Genomic DNA, 26717 nt, shown 5'->3' with positions numbered 1-26717 from the left:
TTATGAATAGCAAGGCCTACATTTTGCAAATAGTATGTGATAAGAACATTACATATAAGTAGGTGAAGGCAATGTTTCGTTATTTCAAATTTAAGCTAAATGATACAGTACAGTTTTCAGAAAACGATGGGCATATGTATCGCATTGTCGGTTATCGATTAGAAAAAGGATTTTATCCAAAAGATGAATGGACTCATATCATTTATGAACTGCTTAGAGAGTTTGATGGATATACGATGGACGCGGAAGAGGAGGAACTTGTAAAGGTTATTCAAGTAGAGGATGAGTATTACAAAATACAAGAGCTATCGGGCTATCGGTATCCAGTAAAAATGAAGCAAAAGCAGCAAGTTATGAAAGGAGAGAAAATAGACGACTTATTAGATACATACAACGACTATAAACGATTGGCGGATTTCTTCAAAGATTTATCGTATGAGCAAAAAGCTGAAGAAGTATTGCAGGAAATGAAAAGGCTTAGAGCGTGAGGGGCAGTCGATTATAAGGCTGTCCTCTATTTTTGACGATGCATCAAAGTGTGTTTTCCGTTACAATGAGAGAATCAATAGAAATAAGGTGATATAGTATGGAAACAAAGAAGAAGGGCGAATGGTGCGAAATTACTGTACCGGCTAAATGGAATGGTATAAGTATCGAATCGTTATTAAAAGTAGAATGGGAACTACCGAAAAAGTTATTACATCAGCTTCGTATGGAAAAAGGTGTTACTGTTAACGGTGAACAGAGAAGATGGAATGAGCTTTTAAAAGAGGGCGATAAATTCCAAGTTCACATGTTTATGGAGGAAGAGTACGGTGTAGAGCCAGAATATGGTGAGTTACATGTAGTATATGAAGATGATCACGTACTTATCGTAAATAAACCAGAGAAAATGGACACGCACCCTGCCGAAAAAGGTGGAACGGGAACACTTGCAAACCTTGTTGCTTTTCATTTTCAAATGCAAGGTTTAGAGACGAAGGTTCGCCATATTCATCGTTTAGATAAAGATACGACAGGTGGTGTCGTGTTTGCTAAACATAGAATTGCTGGCGCGATTATGGATCGTTTATTAATGGAACGAAAAATAAAAAGAACGTATGCTGCGCTTGTTGAAGGGAAAGTGAAAAAGAAGAAGGGCACAATTGAAGCTGCTATTGGAAGGGATCGACATCATGCTACGAGACGTCGTGTTTCTCCAAAGGGTGATGAAGCTATTACATACTATAAAGTAGAAAAGTATTTTAAAAAGCACAATACAACCTTTGTAACCTTACAATTAGAAACAGGTAGAACGCATCAAATTCGTGTGCATATGAGCCATAATGGTAATCCTCTAGTTGGGGATGTGTTATATGGTGGACAAACAACATATATGTCAGGGCAAGCGTTACATGCAATGAAAATTAATTTCTTGCATCCAATTACGAAAGAAGAGATCAAAATTGATGTACCGTTTCCTGCAAAATTAAACAATACAATGAAAGAATTTCAAAGGGACAATGTGTAAAGTGTAAGTTTTAATTTGAGAAAAGTAAATTTTTGCAGGAATTTCTCTAAAAGAAGCGAAGCCGTAAAGAGAAAAGAGAGGTGAGAATTACTTGGTCAAATATAAATATATACTAGGAATATTTTTCGCTTGTCTTTTATTTACCCTATGCATCTATCCATATTTACCAGAACGTTTGGCAGTACATTGGAACGAAAATGGTGGGCCGAACGAATTTATGAGTAAACAAGTTGTTGTTGCATTTATTCCGGTTCTTATTATTTTTTTACATGGATTTGTGTATATTATTTCACATAATATATATAAGTTTAATGGAGGAGAGCATTTCATTATAGGCGGATTTATAAAGACGATTACTTTATTTATGTTGTTTATTCATATGCTTATTCTCGTTATTAATTTTGGAAGTTTTATATCCTTTCAGACAGGATTAACGATCGGGATTAGTATGTTTCTTTTTATGCTTAGCAAAGATTTTAAAAAGATAAAGGGTAAAGAAAAAGATCCAATTAAATTACAAAAAATTCGTTTAGTGAGTAGACGAATTTTTCAAGTGATGGCATGTGGTATACTGTTTTCCTTGTTTTTGAACTTGAAGTGGGGATTTTATGTATTGCTTAGCGTAATAAGTTGCGGATCTATTTTGTTTATGTCCTACATTTTATATTCATACATAATAGAAAGTTACGAAACTTAAAAAGAGTCTTCTCATTATGAGAAGACTCTTTTTATCTATTTACTTCGTAATAAATTGTTGTGTCCAGTAGTTACCGCTTTCTACATAACCAACACCGATGTGAGTGAAGCCGTTATTTAAGATGTTTGCACGGTGTCCAGCACTGTTCATCCAAGCTTGTACTACCTCTTCAGGTGTACGTTGGCCTTGAGCGATGTTTTCACCTGCAGATGTATAAGAAATACCAAATTTCTTCATCATGTCAAACGGAGACCCGTATGTAGGGCTGTTATGATCAAAGTAGTTATTTTTTTGCATATCTTCAGATTTAACACGCGCTACTTTGCTTAATTCAGTATCGATTTTTAGTGCTGGTAAGCCTTGTTTTGTACGCTCAGCGTTTGTTAATTCAACAACACGTTGTTCGAACTCGCTTAAAGATTTTGCTTCTTCAGCAGGCTTTTGCTCAGCTGGTTTTTGTTCTGTAGGTTTTTGCGTATTGTTGTTTTCAGCAGGCTTTTGAGCTTCTGGCTTTTGTTCAGCAGGCTTTTGCTCAGCTGGTTTTTGTTCAACAGGCTTTTGAGTTTCTGGCTTAGCTGTTGGTTGCTCAGTTACAACATTTTCAGTAGGTTGTTGACCAGGAACGAAGCAATTTGGTTGGAAGTTTCCTTGTTGCCATTGTGCTAATGATTCAACTCCCATAGATTGTAAGAATGCTTGTAACTCTTGTTGGTTCATTTGCTTCATCATCACTTTTGAATGCTGAATATTTTGAACCTTTGTGTTAGATGGTTGTACTGTTGCAGCTTGTGCATCTAAAGAAGATACTCCTAAAGTAAGAGCTGTTGCAGCAGCTACAGATAATAAAACACGCTTTTTCATGATGTGTGTCCCCCTATATAAAGTTTTAATTTGTTTTCACACGATTTGTTTTTGACAGCCTGTCTGACTGACAAATCCATCGTAGCATACAATTTACGAGAAAAAAGATGGAAAAAAATTCATAGACTTAAAATTTACCTAATTTATCCTAAGGAGAGAAAAGGAGAGAAATAAGAGAAACGTAGAGTGTAAAAGGAATTTTTAGCATTTTTATACTTCGTTTTAATAGGAGTTTTTTGGATAAATGTACCTATATTGAAAATGAAGAATCCTATTGTATCAATGGTTTGAACGTTTTTTTAAGGAATATACTGGATTGTTTTTTACAAAACTGTAATGTTTCTGTTGTTCTTTTTTATAATAAAGTAACATATTTTTAATGTTGTAGCAGACAAAAAAGCGGCTATCTCTTTACATAGACGAAGGAGATAGCCGTTTTCCTATTATTACGTATGTTACGAGTTATTACGAGTTAGTTTCAATTGCTTCTAATAATAAATCTACAATGTGAATTCCTCTCATTTTATGAGAAAGACCTTCACGTTCAATACCTAGTTTCATTTGTAATAGGCACCCTGGATTTGCAGTGACAATTGTTGCTGCATCTGTTTCATGTACACGGTCCATTTTATAATCTAGAAATTCCATTGATAATTCTGAGTGTACAATGTTGTATATACCAGCCGAACCACAGCAGCGATCCGCATCTTTCATTTCACGGTATGTTGCGCCTTGAATGGCTTCTAGTAGCATACGAGGTTCAGAAGATGTTCGCATAACGTTACGTAAATGGCAAGAGTCTTGATACGTAATAATTTGCGGCGTGAGTCGTAAGTCAGTTCGTTTATGGAAATCTAGTTCTACTAGAATAGCGGTAATATCTTTAATTTTAGAAACAAACTGCTTTGCACGTTCAGCCCATTCTGGATCATCTTTTAGAAGATAATCATAGTCTACGAGGTAAGCCCCGCAACCACCTGCATTCGTAATAATATAGTCGATGTTTAAGTCTTCGAATGATTTTATATTTCGTTTCGCTAATTCTTTTGCTCCACTCTTTTCACCAGCATGTCCATGTAATGCACCGCAGCAACTTTGTGTTTGCGGGATAACGATATCACAACCGGCTAATTGAAGAAGTTTCATCGTTGCGTTATTTGTTTCTAAAAACATTGTATCCATTAAACAGCCTGTGAAGAATGCAACTTGTTTTTTCTTTGTACTTTCAGCAGATAAAAATGTAGGACGATCTTTCATTGCTTTCATTTTAGGGACTTTTGGTAAAACGAGATCCATCGTTGCAAGTGTTTCAGGGAATAACTTCATAATACCTGTTTTATGAGTTAACGTTTGTAAGCCGGAACGTTGGTAAAATCCGATAAGTCCAGTTAAAGTTCTCATTCGATTTTGATGTGGGAATAATCCTTCAAAAACGATTTTACGAACGGCTTTCACCGGCATAGAGAATTTTTTATTTTGATTAATAATATCACGAGCTTCTTCTAATAAATGTCCATAATTCACACCAGATGGACAAACAGGTTCACAAGCACGACAGCCAAGGCAAACGTTTAAAGTATTTTCAACATCTTCATCTGGCTCGATTAAACCATCAACGACAGCTTTCATTAATGCGATACGTCCGCGCGGCGAATGTGATTCTTTATACCCAGATTGAATGTAAGTAGGGCAAGTAGGTAAGCAGAACCCGCAGCGCATACAGTTTAGTAGCTCATCTTCACTTAATCGTTCTTTAAATTCCTTTTGAATGTTTTCTTTATTTAATGTTGTCATCGCTCAACCACCACTCTTTTACGAGTGTCTTTCGCGAACATCTTTCCAGGATTCATAATGTTATTTGGATCGAAGGCTTGTTTAATCCCTTGCATAGCGGCAATACCTTCTTTACCTAATTTCATTTCTAAATAGGGAGCTTTCATCGCACCAACACCATGTTCACCAGTAATCGTACCACCAAGCTCAATTGCTTTCGCAAATATTTCAGCAAAAGCTTGTTCAGCACGGTGCATTTCTTCTTCATTACGGGCATCTGTCATACAAGTTGGATGTAGGTTTCCATCACCAGCGTGTCCAAACGTACAAATAGGAATATTAAATTTTTTTGCGATGGCATTAATAGCTTCAACCATCGGAGCAATTTGTGAACGAGGTACTGTTGCATCTTCTAATATTGTCGTCGGTTTTAATCTTGCAAGTGCTGATAGTGCGCTACGGCGTGCTGTACGAAGTGCATCTGCTTCCGCTTTATCTTTTGCAACGCGAACATCAACTGCATTCATAGAGTGGCAAACGTTAGCCATTTTTTCAATATCTCGATCGACCACTTCGGGTGGACCATCTTGTTCAATTAATAAAATTGCTTTTACGTCAGTTGGTAAACCGATTTGTGCAAACTCTTCTACAACTTCAATTGTCGGTTGGTCTAAAAACTCAAGTGTCGCTGGAATAATTTTATTTGCAATAATAGAAGAAACAGCACGTGCAGCTTCATTAATATCTTCGTAGAGTGCCAGCATTGTTTTCTTCGTTTCAGGCATAGGAACAAGTTTTAATATCGCTTCTGTTACTACTCCAAGTGTTCCTTCAGAACCGATAAATAGACGAGTTAAATCGTAACCAGCAACATCTTTTGCTAATTTACCGCCAGTACGAATGATATCACCATTTGGTAAGACAAGTTCAAGACCCATTACATAATCACGTGTTACACCATATTTTAACCCACGTAATCCGCCTGAGTTTTCATTAATATTACCGCCGATTGTAGAAATTTTCATCGAGCTTGGATCTGGCGGATAAAATAATCCCTTTTCTTCTACTGCTTTAATAATATCAAGTGTAATGACACCAGCTTGTACGGTAATTGTTAAATTTTCTTCATCAATCTCTAAAATATTGTTCATATGGCGGAAAATAAGGACGATACCGCCTTCTAGTGGACAAGTTCCTGCACAAAGGTTTGTTCCAGAACCACGAACATACACAGGGATTTTGTGAGAGTTACATACTTTTAACACTTCAGCTACTTCATTTGTATTACGAGGAGCAATGACTGCATCAGGCATTGCTTGGAAGTTTGGAGTGGCATCATAACTATAAGTTAAGCGCCCCATATTGGATGTATCTACATTATCTTTGCCAACAATGGATACGAATAAATGAATAATTTGCTTTTCTAACATTGGAAATCCTCCTCAAACTGTTAACGTGTTTAGTCATAATAAAAACGTTGTAACAGTGCTTTCATTATAATGATAAAAAAGTTGGAGGATTCTTTCTATGTATAATCATCTGAAGATTAATCTGTTTTATCGTTCTTTTTTGTATGATTATCTAATAAAAGGAGTGCGAAGTATAAAACATTTAAATCTTTGAATTGTTTCGGATCAAGTCCGGTATGTTCTTCAATTTTTTTTAGTCGGTAATGCAATGTATTAATGTGTATATGTAATTGCTCAGCTGTCTGTTTATAAGATTGGTTATAATCGATAAATAAACGTAAAGTGTGCATGAGCTCAGGAGATTGTACTAAGTTTTCAATGGTACGCTCTAGAAACTGTTCTCGCGTTTCGATAGAAATATCTTGTAAGCACATTTCTAAACGTAAATCTTCATTAAATACAATTTTTTTCGTTTCAAGTGACACAGAAAGCGCTCGTAGTGCTTGTTCGTATGATATGTGCATCGTGCTTGGCGTAACGGTTTGCCCAATCCCGATATATAAAGGGATAGAAAATAAAGTTTCACAGTCATGTTTTAACCGTTTTAAAAATAGGTAAGTTTGTTCTTTAGAGCTCATCGCTGAAAATAAAATAAATCGATCATTTCCCCAGCGAACAAATAGATGTTCTTTTGCTAATAGATTGCGAATATGTTGCCAAACTTTACGCTGGAGCATCGTATCATTTTGATCAATCGAAAACAAAATAAGTTGTTTCTTCTTATATAAATCAACGCCAAGTGTTTTTGCACGATCGAGAAAACTTGAAGACCAGTCTGTATTTTGAAGCCAATCAAAGACAAATGCTTCATAAGAACGGTGTTCAAGTTCTAATTGCTCTAAAAAGTAGTTTTCATGAATTAATAATTCGGTCATCTTCCGTAATATTTCTCCGTATTGTGAAATATTGTCGGGTTCTCCTGTAATTCCAATAACACCAATTACTTCGTCATGAAATAGTAAAGGAAGATTCATCCCGGCTTTTACACCTTGCAACCGTCGTTCATCTTCTTTTGTAATGATGACGGTTTTCTTTTGTTTCGCGCAGCGGAGTGCTCCCTCATGAAATTGACCGATTCTTTTTGCATCTGTACTGGCGATAATAACACCTTGTATATTAATGATAATAATATTTTCTGTAATTAGTCTGCGTACTTCCCGTACAATTTTATTCGCTAAATCAGGAAAAAGCATAATTTGCACACCTCAAATTCTATTTGTTGTACATTATATATGTAAGTTGAATAAGAAAGGAAGATTTCACACTTTCCACACATTTATTTGTTATTTTACAATTATAACGAAATCATTCGAAAATGGAGGGAATCTTTTGAGAAAGTATGTTTTTCTTCTCTGTTTTTTATTTCTATTAGTAGGGTGTCAAGGAAGTTCATATACACCAATTACTGAAGATAAAAGTATTATTATAACAACGAATATAAAAGAAGGCAGTATTAGTTTTATTGATAAAAAAACTAATAAATTAATTACGACATGGGAATTAAATGAACCGATGGCAGGAATTGCACTACTTCCAAACGGCGAGGACATACTTGTATATGGTAAGCAGTTAGAATACATGTATGTATATTCACTAGCAGAAGGAAGGCAAGTGGAAAAATATAAAACTGGAAAAGGCATTGTAAATGTGGTTGTATCAGAAGATAAAAAACAATTGTTTGCCGCCGATCAAAATGCACAAAAGGTAAGGTTCTTTACGATAGAAGGGAAAGAGACAGAAAGTGTTTCAACAGGAAAAGGACCGATAACCCTGGTAGAGTATCATAACCAGTTATCTGTACTAAACTTTTATGATACGAAGCTAACGACAATTGATACAAAGAAAAAAGAGGTTATACAATCCTTTATGATTCCACCAGCATCAACAGGAGCAACGATTAGTCCGGATGGAAAAGAGATATGGATTGGCGGACATGGTGATGGAAATCAAGTGAATGAGAAAGTATTAGTGTATTCTTTACAGAGCGGCGAAATGGTACGTTCTTTACACGCCCCGTTTATGCCTGTGAACATAACGAAAGATAATAAGTACGTATATGCATTAAGCCATGGTTCGAATACGCTTAGAAAATTTGATATTAGTACGTATAAAGAGGTAGCTTCCGTTGAAGTAGGCTCAAATCCATTTGCATTTTTGAAAAGCGGGGCAGAAGGATATGTAGCAAGTTATGATAGTGATGAAGTGTGCGTCATGGATATGAAGAGTATGAAAATAAAACAAACAATTAAAGTCGGAAAAGGACCATTTCAACTCATAGAGAGGGAAGGGAAGGACAATGGGTAAATATAGAGTGCTAGTTGTAGATGATGAAAGTGACATGAGGCAACTTGTCGGAATGTACTTAGATAACTTCGGATACGAGTGGGGAGAAGCTGAAAATGGAAAAGAGGCTCTTAAAAAATTAGAGTCAGATCATTATGATTTCGTTGTATTAGATATTATGATGCCAGAGATGGATGGACTTTCAGTTTGCAAAGAGATTCGAAAAACGTCAGATGTGCCAATTATATTTTTAACGGCAAAAGGTGAAGAGTGGAATAGGGTGAACGGTTTACGCATGGGAGCAGATGATTATATTGTAAAGCCGTTTAGTCCAGGTGAATTAATTGCTCGTATGGAAGCTGTACTAAGACGTTATACAAAGCAAGAACAGCAAGAGGAGATTCAATTTGGTCCCATTCTTATTAATGAAAAAAGTAGGAGGATTGAGGCAGATGGCGATCCGATTTCTCTTACAGTAAAGGAGTTTGATTTACTATATTTCCTTTGCCAACATACAGGACAAGTATTTAGCCGGGAACAATTGCTTGAAAAGGTGTGGGGGTATGATTATGCGGGAAGTACAAGAACAGTAGACACACATGTGAAAACGATGCGTTTGAAACTTGGAGAAAGTGGAAACTACATTCAAACTGTTTGGGGTGTAGGCTATAAATTTGAGGTGTAACGTATGTTTACGATGGTACAAAAGCTTTGGCTTACAGTAGTATGTGCAGTATGTGTAACAGTTTCCTTTCTTTATTTTGTATCTTTATACTCGTATGAAAAGTTATACGTTGATAATTTAAAAGACTCATTAGTAATGGAAGGAAAGCGTCTTGCAACGCAATATGATAAGAATGAAGGAATGTCAACTTTTGAAGAGAAAGTAAGAGCATTTGATCAAATATCTAGTTCAGACGTTCTTTTCGTTTCCAATCCTCGTGATCTAAGCGCATGTTTGCCTTTTGATGTGCATCATCATTCTCTTATAAGTGAAGGGGATAGACAAACACTACTAGATGGTAAAACGGTGACAAAGGTAGGATATGAAGAACATTTTGATCGGAATATTATGGGGGTTGTTATCCCTGTTTTAGATAATAAAAAGTTAGTTGGAATTGTATATTCTTATATTCCTTTAAAAAGTATAAAAGACTTAATATATGATATGGGTCTTATTTTAGCCCCGCTAGCAATTGCTATGATTTTAATTACGATATGGATTGGGAGAAAAATTATTATAGCGATTACGAAGCCGCTTTCGCAAATGGAGCGGGTTGCCAATCATTTCGCTACTGGAGATTTCTCGGAGCGGATTACCATTTCTTCAGAAGATGAAATTGGACGATTAGGAAAAGCATTTAATAAAATGGCGCATTCTTTAGAAACAGAAGATGTAAAGCGTAAGGAATTTTTGGCTAACGTTTCGCATGAACTTAGAACACCGCTTAGTTATATAAAAGGGTATAGTGAGGCTATCTTAGATGGTGTAGCAAAGGGACCGCAGCAAGAAAAAGTGACGCAGCTTATTCATAAAGAAGCGGATCGTATGCAGCGTCTCGTTCATGATTTATTAGATTTAGCGCAACTAGAAGGTGAACATTTTCCTCTAAAGAAGCAACCTATTGTGTTCTCGCAGCTTATTGAAGATGTGTTAGATACGTATGAACTAAAGTTTATAGAAAAAAAACTTCGTATTTCAACGAATTTAAATCCTGAAATTATCGTAATGATTGATGAAGATCGTATGCAACAAGTTCTTCATAACGTGTTAGATAATGCGATACGGTATACAAATCAAAACGGGAATATCATAATAACGCTAGAGCAAATAGACGATTACTGTGAGTTGAAAATAAAGGATACAGGAATAGGTATTGATGCAGAGCATTTAGAGAATCTTGGTGAGCGTTTTTACCGAGTTGATAAAGCGAGAAGTCGCCAACATGGTGGAACAGGTTTAGGGCTTGCGATTGTAAGGCAAATTGTTCATATACATGATGGTGAGTGGAAAATAGAAAGTGAAAAAGGTAAGGGAACAACAGTATTTATTAAGTTAAAAATACAAGATGAAGGAAGCATGTTCTAATGTAAAGGACATGCTTTTTCAATTGAATATAAATGAATATAGGAATAGATATAAATTAATAGCAAATAAATATTAAAAATTTGACTATTTTATGAACAAAACATTTGTACTTCTTACCAATTCGTTCTAAAATAGGTATGGATGCTAAGTTCTTATAAATCGTTTCAATTGTTGTTTGGAAGATACTGAGGTGATTTAACTGGAGTACAAATCTATTAAACCGAAAAAAATTTACGAAGAAGTATCTGAAGCTATTTTAACAATGATTAAAAATGGTACGTTAAAACCTGGTGACAAGCTACTTCCTGTGCATCAATTAGCTGAGCAGTTTCAAGTTGGCAGATCTGCTGTTCGTGAAGCGTTAAGTGCGCTAAGAGCGATGGGCTTAATTGAAATGAAGCAAGGAGAAGGCACATATGTGAAGAACTTTGATTCTTCTTCATTAACAAAATCATTAAACAATAGATTATTAATGAAGAAAGAAGATATTTTGAATTTATTAGAAGTGCGAAAGGTGCTTGAAGTGGGGGCAGTTCGAGCAGCAGCGGCAAAACGTACGGAAGATAATTTGCAAAATATGAAACATTGGTTAGATGAAATGGCAAAGAGCATTGGAGATGAAAAGGCTGGCGAAAAAGCAGATTTTCAGTTCCATATGGGAATTGCAGAGTCTTCGCATAATAGCATTTTGCTTGAACTCATGAATCATGTTTCAGAGATGATTGCTGAAACGATTGGTGAATCAAGACGCATTATTTTATATGGTGAACAAACGACATCAGAACGACTTATAGAAGAGCATCAAGTTATATATGATGCGGTTTTAAAACAAGATGTAGAATTAGCGCAGCAAGCAATGCTAGATCATTTAACAAATGTAGAACATATTGTCACAGGTAGAAACGATATAAATTCGTAATTTAATCTTTAAAAAATCTAATTTTCTGATAAAATAGAGAAAGATTAAGTAAGCGTTTTCTTTAGAAAAGGGAGAGGATAGGCCATGGTTGAGCCTATTTCTTCTCTCTTAAGTCATCTGATGACCATATGTTTGTTGGCGAAGTTGTAAAGAGGGGGAGTAATAATTATGAAAGTTACTTTATTTGTTACTTGTTTAGTCGATATGTTTGAAACAAATGTCGGTAAAGCAACAGTTGAAGTATTGGAGCGTTTAGGTTGTGAAATTGAATTTCCGGAAGCACAAGTTTGTTGTGGTCAGCCTGCTTATAATAGCGGCCATGTAGAAGCAGCAAGAGAAGCGATGAAACATATGATTGAAACTTTCGAAGATGCAGAATATATCGTTACGCCATCTGGCTCTTGTGCGACAATGTTTCATGAGTATCCGCATGTTTTTAAAGATGACCCGAAATGGGCTAAACGTGCACAAAAGGTTGCTGATAAAACATATGAATTTACACAATTTATTGTAGATGTTTTAAAAGTGACAGATGTTGGTGCAAGTTTACCAGGAATAGCTACTATTCATAAGTCTTGTCATATGACACGCCTGCTTGGAGTAAAAGAGGCACCAGGAATTTTATTGTCTAATGTAAAAGGATTAACTGTGAGAGAACTGCCAAACGTGCAAAATTGTTGTGGGTTTGGGGGAACGTTTTCAGTTAAGATGACTCCGATTTCTGAGCAAATGGTAGATGAAAAAGTAGATAGTGTAATGGAAACAGGTGCTGATTATTTAATCGGTGCAGATTGTGGGTGTTTGTTAAACATTGGCGGACGAATTGAGCGTTTAGGAAAAGAAGTAAAAGTAATGCATATTGCTGAGGTACTGAATAGTCGCTCATGAAGGGGGAACATAAGCTATGTCTATGAAAATCAGTGAGAAAAAATTTAATGATCGCGTAGGCGATGGAATTCAAGATTCGTTTATGCGTGGAGCAGTATCTTCTGCACAAACGCGTTTATATACGAATCGATTAAAAGCAGCGGACGAATTGGGAAACTGGGAAGAGTGGCGTGAACTAGGTGAACAAATTCGTCAACATACGTTAGAAAATCTTGATTATTACTTAATGCAGTTAAGTGAAAATGTATCAAAAAGAGGCGGCCATGTGTACTTTGCGAAAACGAAAGAGGAAGCAGCAAAGTATATTCAAGACGTCGCGAAAAAGAAACAAGCGAAAAAAGTAGTGAAATCAAAGTCGATGGTAACAGAAGAAATTAGTATGAACCATGCGCTTGAAGAAATTGGCTGTGAAGTGTTAGAAAGTGACTTAGGAGAGTATATCTTGCAAGTAGATAACGATCCACCTTCACATATTATTGCGCCTGCACTTCATAAAAATAGAACGCAAATTCGCGATGTATTTAAAGAAAAACTTGGCTATGAAAATTCTGATGATCCATATGAGATGACAAAGTTTGTTCGTAAACAACTTCGTGAGAAATTTATGGATGCGGAAATTGGTGTGACGGGTTGTAACTTCGCTGTTGCAAATACGGGATCTCTTTGTTTAGTAACGAACGAAGGTAATGCGGATCTTGTTATGTCAATTCCGAAAACACAAATAGCAGTAATGGGTATGGAACGTATGGTTCCGACAATGGAAGAGTTAGATGTTTTAGTTGGTTTACTATGCCGTAGTGCGGTAGGTCAAAAGTTAACAAGTTATGTAACAGTAGCAGGACCAATTCAAGAAGAGGAAGTTGATGGACCTGAAGAGTTCCATTTAGTTGTTGTTGATAATGGTCGTTCTCAAATTCTTGGATCTGAATTCCGTTCAGTATTGCAATGTATTCGTTGCGCAGCTTGTGTAAATGTATGTCCTGTATATCGTCACGTTGGTGGACATTCATATGGATCGATTTACTCAGGACCAATCGGTGCGGTATTAACACCACTTTTAGGTGGATATGATGATTACAAAGAGCTTCCTTATGCATCTAGTTTATGCGGAGCATGTACAGAGGCTTGTCCAGTAAAAATTCCATTACATGATTTATTATTAAAGCATCGCCAAGTAATCGTTGAACAAGAAGGACGTGCGCCACTTGCAGAAAAATTAGCGATGAAAATGTTTAGTATGGGTGCTTCTTCAGCTGCATTATACAAAATGGGCTCAAAAATGGCACCAGCAGCAATGAGTCCATTCACATCTGGTAACCGTGTATCAAAAGGTGTTGGACCACTTAAAAACTGGACGGATATTCGTGAATTCCCAGCGCCAAGTAAAGAAAGATTCCGTGATTGGTATAAAGATCATAAGAAAGGCGGGAATAAATAATGGCAGGATTAATTCAAAACCGTGATTCCTTTCTAGATAACATTGCAAAAGAACTTGGGCGTGCGCGTAAAAGAGAAGGTGTCGAGCGTCCAGTATGGAAAAGTAATGTGAATATAGAAACGTTAAAAGATTATTCACAAGAAGAATTACTAGAAGTATTTAAAAAGCAATGTACAAACATTCATACAACTGTAGTAGAAACGACAAATGACCGTTTGTATGAAGACCTTCAAAAAGTAATCATGGAAAACGGCGGGGGACCTATTTTATTATCAGCAGATGAACGCTTTGATGCATATGGTTTAACATCTTTATTTAAAGAAGAACTTCCAAAGCGAGACATTGAAGTAAACGTATGGGATCCAGAGAGAAAAGACGAAAATATGCGTATAGCTGAAAAAGCGAATATCGGTATTGCATTTAGTGATTATACATTAGCTGAATCTGGTACAATTGTTGTACAAAGTCATAAAGGGCAAGGACGTTCTTTACACTTTTTACCGACTGTATACTTTGCTATTATTCCACGTGAAACACTTGTGCCTCGTATTACGCAAGCAGTTCAGGATATGAACTCACGTGTAGAAAATGGCGAGACAGCGGCATCTTGTATTAACTTTATTACAGGACCTAGTAACTCTGCTGACATTGAAATGAATCTTGTTGTCGGAGTACACGGACCATTAAAAGCGGTATATTTCATCGTATAAAAGAGGGGAAAGCAGGCCAGAAAATGGCCTGCTTTTTTAGTAGAATAAAGGATAATATGAAGTAGAAGTTCTCTCCTTTTTTTGTTATGTTCTTTTGGAAAGGAGAGGAAGGGATGTTCACTTATATATATGCATTGTTAGTGGGTATGGTGTTTGGTTCTTTTTTTATGCTAATCGCAATAAGGGTTCCTTTAGGCGAGTCTATTATTACACCGCGTTCGCATTGTCATTATTGTAAGTATGTACTAAAGCCAAAAGAACTAATTCCAATCATTTCATTTTGTATACAAAGAGGGCGCTGTACGAATTGTAAGAGGGGAATTCCGATTCTGTACGTAGTATTTGAATTTGTAACCGGTACAATATTTTTTCTTACTGTATATATGATTGGAGTAGAACGAGAGCTTCTCATCATTTTATCGCTTTTTTCGTTACTTCTTATTATTTCCGTTACAGATTATATATATATGTTAATTCCTGATCGTATTTTAATTTCGTTTGCTTTTCTGCTTATTTTAGAATGTATTTTTGTACCGTTAGTTACGTGGATAGATAGTATAGTTGGTAGTGGGGTTATACTCTTTTTGTTATATTGTATGCAAAAGATATATCCAGAAGGGCTTGGTGGAGGTGATATAAAATTACTCTCGCTACTTGGATTTATAGTGGGATTGAAAGGGGTTTTTATTATTTTATTTTTAGCGTCTTATTTTAGTCTTTGTTTTTTCGGGATGGGTATTTTATTAAAGCGTATAGAAGCAAGTAAACCAATTCCATTTGGCCCTTTTATTAGTCTTGGAGCAATATGTTATGTATTAATTGTGTATTCAAAATAGAGGGGGATAGAGAATGAATATATATATGGATGATCAAAGAAGTTGTCCGTTCGGATATGTGCCCGCAACTACAGTAGAAACTGCCTTGCAATTTGTTAGGGAGAATGAGGTAAATATTATTTCTCTCGACTTTAATATGGGATGGCGGCAGAGTAATGGATTTGATTTCGTAAATATTTTTTGTAAAGAGGGATTATATGTTAAGGAAATCCACTTTCACACAAATGATGTCATTGGTATGGATAAGATGAAACAAAGAATAGAGGGTGGAAAAGAACAAGGAGAGATTGAAGCAAGTATTATTGTGAAATATGTGGGGAGCTAAAAACTCCAAAGTCTAACTTTGGAGTTTTTAATGTTTCATATGTGCTTGTAAAGGAATAATCTCTTCTTGTTGAGCTGCTGCGATTACAGTCTCTTCCTGTTTAACATCAGGTGTTTTCTTTGTTAAGTAGTGATATACCATACCGACAAATACGGACCCGCCAATAATGTTACCGATTGTAACTGGAATTAAGTTATGAATAGCGCCTGCAAAAGAAATTGTCTCAGGATGTGGTGATACTAAAGATAAAGCAAACAGTGATAAGTTTGCAATGCTATGCTCATAACCAGATAAAAAGAAAGTGAAAACGAGCATCATCATCATTAATATTTTGGCTGTGTCACCTTTCACTTGAGAAGGTAAGAAGCAGGCAAGACAGACAAGCCAGTTACATAAAATTGCTTTAAAGAATAATTGCATTGTAGGTGTATTCATCTTTCCTTCAACTACTTTATTCATTAAATGACCGTGATCAATCGCTTCGAAAATGCCAGTTGCGTAAAATAGTAAGGCAAAGAATAAAGCACCCGCTAAGTTACCTGCATAACATGCAATCCAGTTGCGAAGTGTATCAGAAATCGTTGTTTCTTTTCTTAAAGTTGCTACTGTGAAGTACATTGTATTTCCAGTAAATAATTCAGCACCACCATATATAATAAGTACGAGGGCAATCCCGAAAAACATGGAAGCAGCTAAATAAGTTGCTGGTGAATCTGCAATGTGAAAAAAGTTACCTAATTTAAAACATAGTACAATAATAAAACCGATATAAATGCCCGCAAGTGCAGCACGAATGAAATATTGCATCGGATTTATATCTAGCATTTTCTTTTTGCTCTTAGCCAGTTTGACAACATAATCTAATCCTTGTTCTAGCATGAGTCATACGCTCCTTTAGTAAATCTTCTATAAATACTCCTTATATGAATAAAGTACATGGATTCGTTCACAGTTTCAATAAGTTTGTGCAATGTTTCACAAAAAGGACATACATAAAATAAGAAAGCGATTACAAAAGGTAGTATAATGGAATTTTTTCTAAAAATAGAGAGGGAATTGAAATAAAAAAGAAAAAGCGCTGTAATTACAGCGCTTTTTCGTCTAAATTCTTTTCTACTTTTACTTCTACTTCTTTCGAGAAGAACCAACCGCCAACTGCGATTCCAACTAATACAATCCAGAATGTAAGTTTCCACGGAGTAGATTCTGGGAATGAATGCGGAATTACATTTAATGCAGGGTGTGCTAATGTATAGATTGCTAACTTCACACCAACCCAACCTACAATTAAGAATGCTGCAGTTTCAAGTCCTGGTTTACGTTTTAATATTTGTACGAAAGCAGTTGCTGCAAATCGCATAATGATTAATCCAATAAGTCCACCTACAAAGATAACAACGAATTGCCCAGTATCAAGACTACCAATTGTACCTAGTCCTGTTTTCGGTAAAGTCATTGCTAATGCAACAGCAGCTAAAATTGAATCAACTGCAAAGGCGATATCAGCAACCTCGACTTTAAATACAGTCCACCAAAAATTCTCTTGTTTTTTCTTTGCTTCTTTTTCTTCTGTGTCTTCATCCGTATTCTTTTTAACATACGTTTTAAATAAGTGATTACCAGCGATAAACATAAGGTAAATAGCACCGATTGCTTGCACTTGCCATACATCGACTAAGAACGAAATCATAAATAACGATCCGAATCGGAAAACAAATGCCCCCGCTAATCCGTAAAATAGTGCTTTTTTACGTTTTTCTTCTGGTAAATGTTTTACCATAATTGCAAGAACAAGCGCGTTATCAGCCGCTAAAATCCCCTCAAGTGCAATCAGGATGAGTAATACCCAACCATACTCCAATAATAATGATACATCCATGTACATTCTCCTCTCATTTCTATAAGTACTAAATAAGTGAAGAATTTCCCCACTATTTAGTTTCCCCATACTCCTGCCTATTAACTTTGGAAGAATTTGGTAATGAATACAAAAAAGACCTCTGCCGTTAATAGGCAAAGGTCTTGCTAGACATATGTAATAAAAATGCCAACAAAGCCGGAAGAACTAAGTTCTACGTAATGACGACTTTGTTTCCAAGAAATATTCTTGGACGCTACTCCCCTTTGGAGATATGCTATTGTACTCTCATTATATGGATAATTTATACGGTTGTCAACCTGTTAAAATATCTTCGTTCGGATATTTTATTTTCCGGTTCTTTTTGCGTGCAAATGAAAAAGCCAATGTTAATGGTCCCATTTTTCCAAAAAACATCATAAAGATAATAATAGCTTTTCCAATTATCGTTAAGTGTGGCGTTAAATTCATACTGAGACCGACTGTTCCAAATGCTGAAAATACTTCGAAAGCACTCATCAATAGAGGAACTCGCTCAGTAATACTTAAAATTAAAATAGCAGCAAAGATAAATGAAATGGAAATAATAGTAATGGTCAATGATTTGACAATGAGCGTATCTTTAATGGATTTTTTAAACACAACAATATCATCTTGTTCTTGTAAAAATTTAAATACGCCAAAAAACATAATTAAAAATGTTGTTAACTTAATTCCACCACCAGTTGAAGCACTACCAGCACCAATAAACATAAGAAGCATCATTAATAAAAGGGAAGGTTTTGTTAATGCAGAAATATCAACGGTATTAAATCCGGCAGTGCGCGTTGAAATTGCTTGGAAATAAGCAGCCATTCCTTCTTCAAATGGGGTAAAACCTCTCATAGAAAGAGAATTATGGAACTCGAATATGAAAATAAAAACGGTAGCAATAATATTGACGATTAGAGTAGAAGAGAGCATGAGTTTTGAATGTAATGTAAGGTTTTTAAAGTTCTTTTTTCTTTTTATATCTATAATCACTGTAAAACCGATTCCACCTAAAATTATGAGAGAAGAAATAACGAGATTGACGAGAATACTATGAGAATGGGACATTAAATTATCGCTCCACACAGAAAAACCAGCGTTGTTAAAGGCAGAGATCGAATGAAAAAAACTATAATAGAACCCTTTAGCAATTCCGTATTTTGGTACCCATTCAAAAGAGAGGAGCAAAGTAGCAATACATTCTACTGTAAAAGAGAATAGAAATAATGCTTTGGCAAGACGAATGACACCGCCGATATTCGTTTGATTTAGTGCTTGTTGTAACAAAATGCGATTCTGAAGACCGATTTTTCTGCCAAGCATAATTGCAATTAAAACAGCGAAGCTCATAATGCCAAGACCGCCAACTTGTATAAGTGTTAAAATTACACATTGACCAAATAAGGTAAATACTTTTCCAGTGTCCACAACACCAAGCCCTGTAACTGTACAAGCAGAAACCGTTGTAAATAAGGCATCGAGCCATGAAATAGATGTTGTTGTAGCAATTGGTAGTTTTAATAAGCATGTGCCGACAATTGATAATACAATAAAAGATAAAGTAAGAACACGAGGAGGGCTCATGCTAATATTAATCCGTTTCATCTCACATATCGTTCCTTTCAGTTTGTTCTTACTAGTATGTGAAAAAGTGCTATTATGTATGTTGCAAATAGAAAGAGGCAGAGAATATCTGCCTCTAAGCCATATGTTATAGTATTATCCGCGTAATTGTTGTTGAGCTAAAGCAACAAGACGTTTTGTTACTTCACCGCCAACGGAACCGTTAGAACGAGATGCTGTATCTGAGCCTAAGCTAACACCGAATTCTTGTGCAATTTCATATTTAAATTGTTCAAGTGCTTGTTCTGCACCTGGAACTAGTAATTTGTTTGTTTTTACCATGTTGACACACATCCTTTTGAGTAGTCCAGTTCAGCCAAGTTAAGTACTATCTAAACTGGTAACGTTATTTTATGTGGAAACGATGTACTCATACCCGGAAGTAATCGGTGTGATTAGAAGTTCTTGGATAGAAAAAAGAGTAGCAAATTTGCTACTCTTTTTTCAGTATTGTCGCTGTACCTTCCACGACAATATCATCGGATTGATTGTAGATGTTTGTTTGTAATGTAATGATTTTCTTATCATCCCGTTTTTTAATGACTTCTGCCACTACACGAAGTGTATCGCCGATTTTGACAGGAGCACGGAATGAAACGTTTTGGGATAAATAAATCGTATTTTTTCCTGGGAGTTTCGTTCCAAGAACGGTAGAAATAAAACTTGAAACGAGCATACCGTGAGCAATACGTTCTTTAAACATTGTCGTTTTTGCAAAAGAGTCTAAAATATGAATAGGATTTACATCTCCAGTCAATTTTGCAAAATTGATAACGTCCTCATCCGTAATTGTTTTTGTTAGAGATGCTTGATCACCGACTTGAATCTCATCATAACGAAGCTCCGGAACAGTTTGTGCTTCTTGAAATGGATTCATTTTGTCCTCCTTCTTTTCCATATCGAAAAATGTAAGCCATCTTGATGTAGTAGGAGGAAGAAAGAGTTTTGTTTGTGCTGCAGTTAGTTGCCACATTTTTCTTACTTGATGGAAGTAAATAGATTTTTTGAGTTTTCCTCGAACTGCTTTGCGAGTTCTAGTTGTTTGGACTTGAACTCTCCCAAAAAAACTTCTAACTGTTTTTGAACCTCTTCGCGTTGCGATTGTTGTTGTTCAATAAAGTGTTTTGTTGTTTCTTCAAATTGACCGCTAGTTTGAGTAAGAATAGACAAAGATGTTTTTGTAGGAGAAACAGTAAGTTGATGCATTTGAGTAGAAAGCTCATTCCATTTCCCTTGCCACTCGTTAATTTGATCATTTAAGGAGTTTCCAGTTAATTGCTTCACGTAATCTGTATATTGGTTATTGAATTGAGCTGTGAATTGTTGTAGTTCTTTTTCTAGTTCATTTACTCCTGATGTTAATTTATGCAAAGCGTCTTGTTGTTGTTTTAACGTTTCTAAAGTAAGTTGCTCTAATTGTTTCCCAGCTGAAGAGAAGAGGGAAAGAGATTGAGACCAGTTTTTCCAAAATGCATCGACTAATTCGTATGGTTTAGTTTCCATTGTTTGACCTCCAAATGTTTTTTTGCATATTGTGAACGCAGATTACTCTGCTGTACCACCAGGTGAAGATGAAGAATCCTTTTCATCCTTTTCTGGAGAAGTAGAAAATGGAAAGAATGCATTGGTGTATAACGTGAAAAACGTCCGCAACATATTTTGATAATGTTCAAAAGAAGTCGCACATGTTGATAAATATTGCTCTCCATATTCAGTTAAAGAATAAATTCTTTTTGCTGGCCCTCCATCGCTTGTATCCCAAGTAGAAGAAATAAGGTTTTCTTTTTCTAACTTGCGTAGTGTTCTATAAACATTACCTTGGTCAACAGAAGAAAAGCCGATGTCCATTAGCATTTGAATGAGTTTGTAACCATGAAGACTCCAGTCTTTTAGACAGAGAAGTAAGAAAGGAACTAAGAAGTTTTTTGGCATGGAGTTTGGTTGTTTCGCTTGGTTTTTTTCCAAACTTTCTGGGTGTTCTGGTTCATTATGTAGCATGATTGTACATCACCTCATGAATCAGTTAGATGGAATTTTTTGCTTATAAGTGCAATTTACACCTATCTGTTTTTAATGTCAATACATTTGTTGGAAAATAAAGAAAAATAAAATATAGACTTGAAGTTTTATTCAGAATATTAGAAAATAGTGAATAGGTTGAATTGTTTCAAAAACAAAAAAGGGAGTGTAGGCGAAGTGATTGATCAAAAATTCGATCCATTGCAAGCATGGAAAAATGCTTATGAACAAACCGAAACATTTTGGGGAAAAGCGCTCAATGAAACAATTAAAACAGAAGAATATTCTGCTTGGATGGGCAGCGTTCTAGACTTGAATTTGTTTTATCAAAAAGCATTAAATGATACGACAAAAAGTTATTTAGAACAAGTGAACGTGCCAACGAAAGAGGATATCGCTAGAGTAGCTACGCTTGTTATTAACTTAGAAAATAAAGTTGATAATATTGAGGAAGTTCTAGAAGAGAAAGTGGATTCGTTAGGACAAGCTCCTACATTAAAGCGTGATGTTACGAAAGTAAAACAAGATATTCGCACGTTAGAAACGAAAGTTGATCAAATTTTAGAATTGCTAGAAAAGCAAAATGCAGTACTAGCTAAACTACAAGTACCTGTAAAAGAAGAAGTAAAGCCGGCGAATAAGCCAGAAAATAAAAAATGATAATAGCGTTTGTTTACAACGTGTAAAAGAGAGAGGGAGAATCTCGTTTTCACGTATAAACAACGAAACATAATTAATATATGGACTCTATTAGTATGGGTACCAAAATGATTCATAATAATTGTTCACAAATTCATTTAAGGGGGAAAAGAAATGGTTCAATTAAATGGCAAAGTAGCAATCGTAACAGGTGGGGCAAAAGGAATTGGAAAAGCAATTACAGTAGCATTAGCACAAGAGGGAGCAAAAGTAGTTATTAACTATAACAGCAGTAAAGAAGCAGCTGAAAACTTAGTAAATGAACTAGGAAAAGAAGGGCATGACGTTTATGCAGTTCAAGCGGATGTTTCTAAAGTAGAAGATGCAAACCGACTTGTAGAAGAAGCTGTGAATCATTTTGGTAAAGTTGATATTCTTGTTAATAATGCTGGTATTACAAGAGATCGTACATTCAAAAAATTAAATCGTGAAGATTGGGAGCGCGTAATTGACGTGAACTTAAGTAGTGTATTTAATACGACAAGTGCGGTACTTCCATACATATCGGAAGCAGAAGAAGGAAGAATCATTAGTATTTCTTCTATTATTGGTCAAGCTGGTGGATTTGGACAAACAAACTACTCAGCAGCAAAAGCAGGTATGCTAGGATTTACAAAATCATTAGCGTTAGAACTTGCAAAAACAAATGTAACTGTAAACGCAATTTGCCCAGGATTTATCGATACTGAAATGGTAGCAGAGGTACCAGAAGAAGTGCGTCAAAAAATCGTTGCGAAAATCCCGAAAAAACGTTTTGGACAAGCTGATGAAATTGCAAAAGGTGTAGTATACCTATGCCGTGACGGTGCGTATATCACTGGTCAGCAATTAAACATTAACGGTGGATTATACATGTAATGAAGTAAGAAAAAAGTGCATATCCATATCAGGAATGCACTTCTTTTTTTAGAAAGAAATCGACCGAAAAGGAGATAGAAAAATGACTACATTCGTAACAGAATGGGAAAAGCAATTGGAGTTGTACCCAGAAGAATATCGCAAAGCATATCGCCGTGTGAAAAGAGCGAGCGAAATTTTATTACGCGAACCAGAACCACAAGTTGGTTTAACACCGAAAGAGGTTATTTGGACGAAGAATAAAACGAAGCTTTATCGTTACATTCCAAAACAAGAAAAAACACAGAGAGTACCAATCTTATTAATATATGCTCTTATTAATAAGCCATATATTATGGATTTAACTTCTGGAAATAGTTTAGTGGAATATTTAGTAGATCGTGGTTTTGATGTGTATATGCTTGATTGGGGTACATTTGGTTTAGAAGATAGTCATTTGAAATTTGATGATTTCGTGTTCGATTATATTGCAAAAGCAGTGAAAAAAGTAATGCGAACTGCAAAATCGGATGAGATTTCTTTACTTGGTTATTGCATGGGTGGAACGCTAACGTCTATTTATGCGGCACTTCATCCGCATATGCCAATTCGTAACTTAATTTTTATGACAAGTCCTTTCGATTTCTCTGAAACAGGATTATATGGTCCTTTATTAGATGAGAAATATTTCAATTTAGATAAGGCGGTTGATACATTCGGAAATATTCCGCCGGAAATGATTGATTTCGGAAATAAGATGTTAAAACCAATTACGAATTTTGTTGGTCCATACGTTGCTTTAGTTGATCGTTCAGAAAATGAGCGCTTCGTCGAAAGCTGGAAATTAGTTCAAAAGTGGGTTGGCGATGGCATTCCGTTCCCGGGTGAATCATACAGACAGTGGATTCGTGATTTTTATCAAAATAATAAATTGGTTAAAGGTGAACTCGTTATTCGTGGACAAAAGGTAGACCTTGCAAATATTAAGGCGAATGTCTTAAATATTTCCGGGAAACGTGATCATATCGCTCTGCCATGTCAAGTAGAAGCTTTACTAGATCATATTTCTAGCACAGATAAACAATATGTATGTTTACCAACAGGGCATATGTCTATCGTTTACGGTGGAACAGCTGTAAAACAAACATATCCGACGATTGGAAATTGGCTTGAAGAGCGTTCCAATTAAAAATAAAAAATCCAACTAGCGTTGTGTTAGTTGGATTTTTTTATGGAAAATAACAAAACATAGAAAGGAGAAATTTACATTTTAGGAGTATAATTATGAAGCTTATGACTGGTAAGTTGTTTTGGAATAGAGGAGTTTCTGTACCTTGTTATCCAACGTTAGAAAATGATATGATATGTGATGTGCTCGTAGTCGGAAGTGGCGAAGCGGGTGCTCATATAGCGTATTCATTAGCGAAGATAGGAATGCGTGTTACGCTTATTGAAAAAAGAGCAATTGCATGTGGTAGCACAGCTGCCAATACAGGTTTATTACAATTTCTTCATGATAAATCGTTAACCTCTCTTATTCATACATTTGGGAAAGTAAAAGGGGTACGGGCATATAGGCTTTGTTATGAAGCCCTTAGAACAATGGAGAAGGTTGTACCGACTCTCGATATTGATCCCCATTTTATTCCGCGAAATAGTTTGTATTATGCGAGTAGAGATGAGGATATTTCATTTTTACAAGAAGAATATAATACGTTACGCTATTATGAATTTCCGGTTGAATATTTTACAGAGTCTGATATTAAGAAACGTTATTCATTTGCAAAACAAGCAGCATTATATACAAGCGGTGACGCAGAAGTGAATCCATATTTGTTAGCACATAGTCTTTTGCATAAAGCAAAGCAAATGGGTGCTACTATATATGAACATACAGAGGCAATACATATTAAACAAATTCAAAATGATTTAATTTGTTACACAAAAACAGGAAATAAAATAGTAGCAAAGAATATTATTATGGCGACAGGTTATGAAGCGCTTTTTGGAAAGAAAGAAAAAAATACAACAGTAGAAACGTCTTATGCAGTTGTTACAAATAAGATAGATCAGTTCGAAGGTTGGCATGAGAAATCATTAATTTGGGAAACGGCACGGCCTTACCTATATTTTCGAACGTATCAAAACCGCATTATTGTAGGCGGATTAGATGAGGCGTTGAAAATTCAAAATATCGGCGATACGAAATTATTGCATAAGCGTGATATCCTTATTAATATTGTAAAAGAAATGTTCCCGCAGTTTAATAATATACAGGCAGAGTATTATTGGGCAGCAGCATTTGGTGGTAGTCATGATGGTCTCCCTATTTTAAAAGAAGATAAAAAGATACATAATTTATATTACGCACTGCCATATGGGGGAAATGGAACTGTATACGGAATGGTATTTGCAAAACTATTTCAGCAGTTATTTACAAATAAAGAAAGTGATGATTTTTCTTTATTTAATCGATAGAAAAAAGGTAGCGAAGTGATGGAATGAGAGATATAAAAAAGTTTTTACAAAAATTACGTCCCGTACAACTTATTGTTTTGTTTTATTTATTAGCAGTAGTCGTATCGGTAATATTACTTAGTTTACCATTTGTTACGAAGGATGGTGTGAAATGGACATTTATCGATGCCCTATTTACATCTGTTAGTGCGGTAAGTGTTACAGGACTTTCAGTTGTTACGATTTCAGATACGTTTACAACAGCAGGAATTATTGTATTAGCTCTAATTTTACAATTAGGCGGATTAGGCATCATGGCACTTGGCACATTCGTTTGGATTATAACGGGTAAAAAGATTGGTTTGCAGCGAAGAAGATTAATTATGGCAGACCATAATCAAGGAAATTTATCGGGTCTTGTAGAATTAATGCGTTCTATTTTAATTGTAATTATTTCGATAGAAATCATTGGAGCAATCCTGTTAGGTACAAGATTTTTACTGTACTTTCCGACTTGGCAAGAAGCTTATTTTCACGGTTTCTTTGCCGCTGTTAGTGCAACGACGAACGGTGGATTCGATTTAACAGGACAATCGCTAATCCCGTACAAAAAAGATTATATCGTTCAAATGATTCATATGTTACTCATTATTTTAGGAGCGATTGGCTTCCCTGTGTTAATGGAAGTGAAGCAATTTCTTAGTAAGAAGAGAGAACAACTTTTTCGTTTTTCGTTATTTACAAAATTGACGACAACAACATTTTTTGCACTTGTTGTTGTTGGAACCATCATGATTTTTTTACTAGAACGAAATCATTTTTTAGTAGGAAAGTCATGGCATGAAACGGTTTTCTATACGTTATTCCAATCTGTGACGACGCGAAGCGGTGGACTCGCTACAATGGATATACGTGAATTGTCACAACCAACGCTTTTATTTATGAGTATATTAATGTTTATTGGAGCATCTCCAAGTTCGGTTGGGGGCGGGATACGTACGACAACATTTGCGGTTAGTATATTATCGTTATATACATTTGCAAGGGGCGGTAGAACGGTTCGAGTCTTTAAACGACAGCTACATGAAGAGGATGTATTAAAAGCATCTGTCGTTATGACGATGGGGATATTATTATGTGCCACAGCACTATTTATTTTATCCATTACGGAAAATGTACCGCTTATGAGCTTGATCGTTGAAGTTTGTTCTGCTTTCGGGACGACAGGTTTATCGACAGGTATTACGCCAGATTTAACAACTGTGGGTAAACTTGTACTTATTGTACTTATGTTTATCGGACGCGTCGGTATTTTAACATTTATATTAGCTAGTGGTGGAAGAGAACAACCACCTCGCTATAAATATCCGAAAGAAAGAATTATTATTGGATAGTA

The 26717-nt window shown here is 35.6% G+C and carries 28 protein-coding genes and 1 riboswitch; of the genes, 17 read left to right on the top strand and 11 right to left on the bottom strand.

Translation table 11 applies throughout. The annotated features are described in order from the left end of the window. Positions 1–71 precede the first annotated feature (71 nt). The 3 genes from JDS95_RS13050 (at position 72) to JDS95_RS13040 (ending at position 2207) form a co-directional block, all read left to right on the top strand. A complete protein-coding gene (locus JDS95_RS13050) occupies positions 72–488 on the top strand; it encodes a hypothetical protein (RefSeq protein ID WP_000490306.1) in 417 nt (138 codons plus the stop codon). A gap of 98 nt (positions 489–586) precedes the next feature. Beyond that, on the top strand, positions 587–1510 hold the full coding sequence (locus tag JDS95_RS13045; protein ID WP_199690536.1) for an RluA family pseudouridine synthase: 924 nt from the start codon (positions 587–589) through the stop codon (positions 1508–1510). Positions 1511–1601: 91 nt separating this feature from the next. Further along, complete coding sequence (locus JDS95_RS13040) at positions 1602–2207, top strand: DUF1648 domain-containing protein (RefSeq protein ID WP_000241828.1); 606 nt, start codon at positions 1602–1604, stop codon at positions 2205–2207. A 39-nt stretch (positions 2208–2246) separates the two neighbouring features. On the opposite strand, the gene JDS95_RS13035 is transcribed toward JDS95_RS13040, so the two are convergent. The 4 genes from JDS95_RS13035 to JDS95_RS13020 form a co-directional block, all read right to left on the bottom strand. Continuing rightward, entirely contained in the window at positions 2247–3068 is an 822-nt protein-coding gene (locus JDS95_RS13035; protein WP_000747590.1) for a CAP domain-containing protein, read from the bottom strand. A 465-nt stretch (positions 3069–3533) separates the two neighbouring features. Further along, positions 3534–4862 (bottom strand): (Fe-S)-binding protein, encoded by a 1329-nt coding sequence (locus tag JDS95_RS13030; protein WP_085450008.1) that lies wholly within the window; start codon positions 4860–4862, stop codon positions 3534–3536. Further along, the gene (glcD, locus tag JDS95_RS13025) at positions 4859–6271 is read right to left on the bottom strand and encodes a glycolate oxidase subunit GlcD (protein ID WP_199690535.1); all 1413 of its coding nucleotides are present in this window, start codon (positions 6269–6271) and stop codon (positions 4859–4861) included. Before glcD ends, JDS95_RS13030 begins: the two co-directional genes overlap by 4 nt. A gap of 116 nt (positions 6272–6387) precedes the next feature. Further along, a complete protein-coding gene (locus tag JDS95_RS13020; RefSeq protein ID WP_000898657.1) occupies positions 6388–7503 on the bottom strand; it encodes a CdaR family transcriptional regulator in 1116 nt (371 codons plus the stop codon). Positions 7504–7639: 136 nt separating this feature from the next. Between JDS95_RS13020 and JDS95_RS13015 the strand changes: the two genes are divergently transcribed. The 9 genes from JDS95_RS13015 to JDS95_RS12975 all read left to right on the top strand — a co-directional run bounded on the left by JDS95_RS13015 (position 7640) and on the right by JDS95_RS12975 (position 15798). Continuing rightward, complete coding sequence (locus tag JDS95_RS13015) at positions 7640–8614, top strand: YncE family protein (RefSeq protein ID WP_001234167.1); 975 nt, start codon at positions 7640–7642, stop codon at positions 8612–8614. Beyond that, positions 8607–9278 (top strand): response regulator transcription factor, encoded by a 672-nt coding sequence (locus JDS95_RS13010; RefSeq protein WP_000521658.1) that lies wholly within the window; start codon positions 8607–8609, stop codon positions 9276–9278. Before JDS95_RS13015 ends, JDS95_RS13010 begins: the two co-directional genes overlap by 8 nt. A gap of 3 nt (positions 9279–9281) precedes the next feature. Continuing rightward, complete coding sequence (locus JDS95_RS13005; RefSeq protein ID WP_000494805.1) at positions 9282–10682, top strand: sensor histidine kinase; 1401 nt, start codon at positions 9282–9284, stop codon at positions 10680–10682. Positions 10683–10911: 229 nt separating this feature from the next. After that, complete coding sequence (locus JDS95_RS13000) at positions 10912–11601, top strand: FadR/GntR family transcriptional regulator (protein WP_254903113.1); 690 nt, start codon at positions 10912–10914, stop codon at positions 11599–11601. Between the two features lie 168 nt (positions 11602–11769). Continuing rightward, on the top strand, positions 11770–12489 hold the full coding sequence (locus JDS95_RS12995) for a (Fe-S)-binding protein (RefSeq protein WP_199690534.1): 720 nt from the start codon (positions 11770–11772) through the stop codon (positions 12487–12489). A gap of 16 nt (positions 12490–12505) precedes the next feature. After that, positions 12506–13927 (top strand): LutB/LldF family L-lactate oxidation iron-sulfur protein, encoded by a 1422-nt coding sequence (locus JDS95_RS12990; protein WP_000061931.1) that lies wholly within the window; start codon positions 12506–12508, stop codon positions 13925–13927. Continuing rightward, complete coding sequence (locus JDS95_RS12985; RefSeq protein ID WP_000907756.1) at positions 13927–14637, top strand: LutC/YkgG family protein; 711 nt, start codon at positions 13927–13929, stop codon at positions 14635–14637. Before JDS95_RS12990 ends, JDS95_RS12985 begins: the two co-directional genes overlap by 1 nt. An 86-nt stretch (positions 14638–14723) precedes the next feature. Next, complete coding sequence (locus JDS95_RS12980; protein WP_015000258.1) at positions 14724–15473, top strand: prepilin peptidase; 750 nt, start codon at positions 14724–14726, stop codon at positions 15471–15473. 13 nt (positions 15474–15486) lie between these two features. Then, the gene (locus JDS95_RS12975; protein WP_001028944.1) at positions 15487–15798 is read left to right on the top strand and encodes a cyclic-phosphate processing receiver domain-containing protein; all 312 of its coding nucleotides are present in this window, start codon (positions 15487–15489) and stop codon (positions 15796–15798) included. A 27-nt stretch (positions 15799–15825) separates the two neighbouring features. Here the strand turns inward: JDS95_RS12975 and JDS95_RS12970 are convergent, their stop codons facing one another. The 7 genes from JDS95_RS12970 to phaQ all read right to left on the bottom strand — a co-directional run bounded on the left by JDS95_RS12970 (position 15826) and on the right by phaQ (position 21307). Further along, a complete protein-coding gene (locus JDS95_RS12970) occupies positions 15826–16677 on the bottom strand; it encodes a formate/nitrite transporter family protein (protein ID WP_000893032.1) in 852 nt (283 codons plus the stop codon). A 205-nt stretch (positions 16678–16882) separates the two neighbouring features. Continuing rightward, a complete protein-coding gene (locus tag JDS95_RS12965; protein ID WP_000383309.1) occupies positions 16883–17677 on the bottom strand; it encodes a TerC family protein in 795 nt (264 codons plus the stop codon). 90 nt (positions 17678–17767) lie between these two features. After that, a riboswitch (yybP-ykoY riboswitch) is annotated at positions 17768–17933 on the bottom strand. A 38-nt stretch (positions 17934–17971) separates the two neighbouring features. Beyond that, positions 17972–19291, bottom strand: a complete 1320-nt coding sequence (locus JDS95_RS12960) for a TrkH family potassium uptake protein (protein WP_000822351.1) — start codon at positions 19289–19291, stop codon at positions 17972–17974. A gap of 114 nt (positions 19292–19405) precedes the next feature. Then, positions 19406–19591 carry an alpha/beta-type small acid-soluble spore protein gene (locus JDS95_RS12955; RefSeq protein WP_000241211.1) on the bottom strand — a complete coding sequence of 62 codons (186 nt, stop codon included), beginning with the start codon at positions 19589–19591 and terminating at the stop codon, positions 19406–19408. A 151-nt stretch (positions 19592–19742) separates the two neighbouring features. Continuing rightward, positions 19743–20186 carry a MaoC family dehydratase gene (locus JDS95_RS12950; protein WP_001067920.1) on the bottom strand — a complete coding sequence of 148 codons (444 nt, stop codon included), beginning with the start codon at positions 20184–20186 and terminating at the stop codon, positions 19743–19745. Positions 20187–20287: 101 nt separating this feature from the next. After that, on the bottom strand, positions 20288–20812 hold the full coding sequence (gene phaP, locus JDS95_RS12945) for a polyhydroxyalkanoic acid inclusion protein PhaP (RefSeq protein ID WP_000448600.1): 525 nt from the start codon (positions 20810–20812) through the stop codon (positions 20288–20290). Between the two features lie 42 nt (positions 20813–20854). Next, positions 20855–21307 (bottom strand): poly-beta-hydroxybutyrate-responsive repressor, encoded by a 453-nt coding sequence (gene phaQ, locus JDS95_RS12940; RefSeq protein WP_000903016.1) that lies wholly within the window; start codon positions 21305–21307, stop codon positions 20855–20857. A 198-nt stretch (positions 21308–21505) separates the two neighbouring features. Here phaQ and phaR point away from each other — a divergent pair, with 198 nt between their 5' ends. From phaR to JDS95_RS12915, 5 genes are all read left to right on the top strand, one after another. Continuing rightward, positions 21506–21988, top strand: a complete 483-nt coding sequence (gene phaR / locus JDS95_RS12935) for a polyhydroxyalkanoic acid synthase subunit PhaR (protein ID WP_000566960.1) — start codon at positions 21506–21508, stop codon at positions 21986–21988. A gap of 153 nt (positions 21989–22141) precedes the next feature. Then, positions 22142–22885, top strand: a complete 744-nt coding sequence (locus tag JDS95_RS12930) for an acetoacetyl-CoA reductase (RefSeq protein WP_000250411.1) — start codon at positions 22142–22144, stop codon at positions 22883–22885. Between the two features lie 82 nt (positions 22886–22967). After that, a complete protein-coding gene (phaC, locus tag JDS95_RS12925; protein ID WP_199690533.1) occupies positions 22968–24053 on the top strand; it encodes a class III poly(R)-hydroxyalkanoic acid synthase subunit PhaC in 1086 nt (361 codons plus the stop codon). A 95-nt stretch (positions 24054–24148) separates the two neighbouring features. Further along, positions 24149–25342, top strand: coding sequence for an NAD(P)/FAD-dependent oxidoreductase (locus JDS95_RS12920; RefSeq protein ID WP_000772554.1), 1194 nt, complete (start codon positions 24149–24151; stop codon positions 25340–25342). Between the two features lie 23 nt (positions 25343–25365). Next, positions 25366–26715, top strand: coding sequence for a TrkH family potassium uptake protein (locus tag JDS95_RS12915; RefSeq protein ID WP_001204701.1), 1350 nt, complete (start codon positions 25366–25368; stop codon positions 26713–26715). Positions 26716–26717 lie beyond the last annotated feature (2 nt).

The sequence above is a fragment of the Bacillus cereus group sp. N24 genome (assembly GCF_016483345.1).
GTDB lineage: Bacteria > Bacillota > Bacilli > Bacillales > Bacillaceae_G > Bacillus_A > Bacillus_A toyonensis.
The sequence above is the reverse complement of the archived record's forward strand: the minus strand, read 5'-3'. Positions and strand labels throughout refer to the sequence as shown.

Coding starts and splice junctions, on each gene's coding strand:
- JDS95_RS13035 (WP_000747590.1), bottom strand. CDS start 3,068: ATGAAAAAGCGTGTTTTATTATCTGTAGCTGCTGCAACAGCTCTTACT.
- glcD (WP_199690535.1), bottom strand. CDS start 6,271: ATGTTAGAAAAGCAAATTATTCATTTATTCGTATCCATTGTTGGCAAA.
- JDS95_RS12970 (WP_000893032.1), bottom strand. CDS start 16,677: ATGCTAGAACAAGGATTAGATTATGTTGTCAAACTGGCTAAGAGCAAA.
- JDS95_RS12990 (WP_000061931.1), top strand. CDS start 12,506: ATGTCTATGAAAATCAGTGAGAAAAAATTTAATGATCGCGTAGGCGAT.
- JDS95_RS12980 (WP_015000258.1), top strand. CDS start 14,724: ATGTTCTTTTGGAAAGGAGAGGAAGGGATGTTCACTTATATATATGCA.
- JDS95_RS13010 (WP_000521658.1), top strand. CDS start 8,607: ATGGGTAAATATAGAGTGCTAGTTGTAGATGATGAAAGTGACATGAGG.
- JDS95_RS12995 (WP_199690534.1), top strand. CDS start 11,770: ATGAAAGTTACTTTATTTGTTACTTGTTTAGTCGATATGTTTGAAACA.
- JDS95_RS13005 (WP_000494805.1), top strand. CDS start 9,282: ATGTTTACGATGGTACAAAAGCTTTGGCTTACAGTAGTATGTGCAGTA.
- JDS95_RS12915 (WP_001204701.1), top strand. CDS start 25,366: ATGAGAGATATAAAAAAGTTTTTACAAAAATTACGTCCCGTACAACTT.
- JDS95_RS13050 (WP_000490306.1), top strand. CDS start 72: ATGTTTCGTTATTTCAAATTTAAGCTAAATGATACAGTACAGTTTTCA.
- JDS95_RS12985 (WP_000907756.1), top strand. CDS start 13,927: ATGGCAGGATTAATTCAAAACCGTGATTCCTTTCTAGATAACATTGCA.
- JDS95_RS13030 (WP_085450008.1), bottom strand. CDS start 4,862: ATGACAACATTAAATAAAGAAAACATTCAAAAGGAATTTAAAGAACGA.
- phaP (WP_000448600.1), bottom strand. CDS start 20,812: ATGGAAACTAAACCATACGAATTAGTCGATGCATTTTGGAAAAACTGG.
- JDS95_RS12955 (WP_000241211.1), bottom strand. CDS start 19,591: ATGGTAAAAACAAACAAATTACTAGTTCCAGGTGCAGAACAAGCACTT.
- JDS95_RS12965 (WP_000383309.1), bottom strand. CDS start 17,677: ATGGATGTATCATTATTATTGGAGTATGGTTGGGTATTACTCATCCTG.
- phaQ (WP_000903016.1), bottom strand. CDS start 21,307: ATGCTACATAATGAACCAGAACACCCAGAAAGTTTGGAAAAAAACCAA.
- phaC (WP_199690533.1), top strand. CDS start 22,968: ATGACTACATTCGTAACAGAATGGGAAAAGCAATTGGAGTTGTACCCA.
- JDS95_RS13020 (WP_000898657.1), bottom strand. CDS start 7,503: ATGCTTTTTCCTGATTTAGCGAATAAAATTGTACGGGAAGTACGCAGA.
- JDS95_RS12920 (WP_000772554.1), top strand. CDS start 24,149: ATGAAGCTTATGACTGGTAAGTTGTTTTGGAATAGAGGAGTTTCTGTA.
- JDS95_RS12950 (WP_001067920.1), bottom strand. CDS start 20,186: ATGAATCCATTTCAAGAAGCACAAACTGTTCCGGAGCTTCGTTATGAT.
- JDS95_RS12960 (WP_000822351.1), bottom strand. CDS start 19,291: ATGAAACGGATTAATATTAGCATGAGCCCTCCTCGTGTTCTTACTTTA.
- JDS95_RS13045 (WP_199690536.1), top strand. CDS start 587: ATGGAAACAAAGAAGAAGGGCGAATGGTGCGAAATTACTGTACCGGCT.
- JDS95_RS12975 (WP_001028944.1), top strand. CDS start 15,487: ATGAATATATATATGGATGATCAAAGAAGTTGTCCGTTCGGATATGTG.
- JDS95_RS12930 (WP_000250411.1), top strand. CDS start 22,142: ATGGTTCAATTAAATGGCAAAGTAGCAATCGTAACAGGTGGGGCAAAA.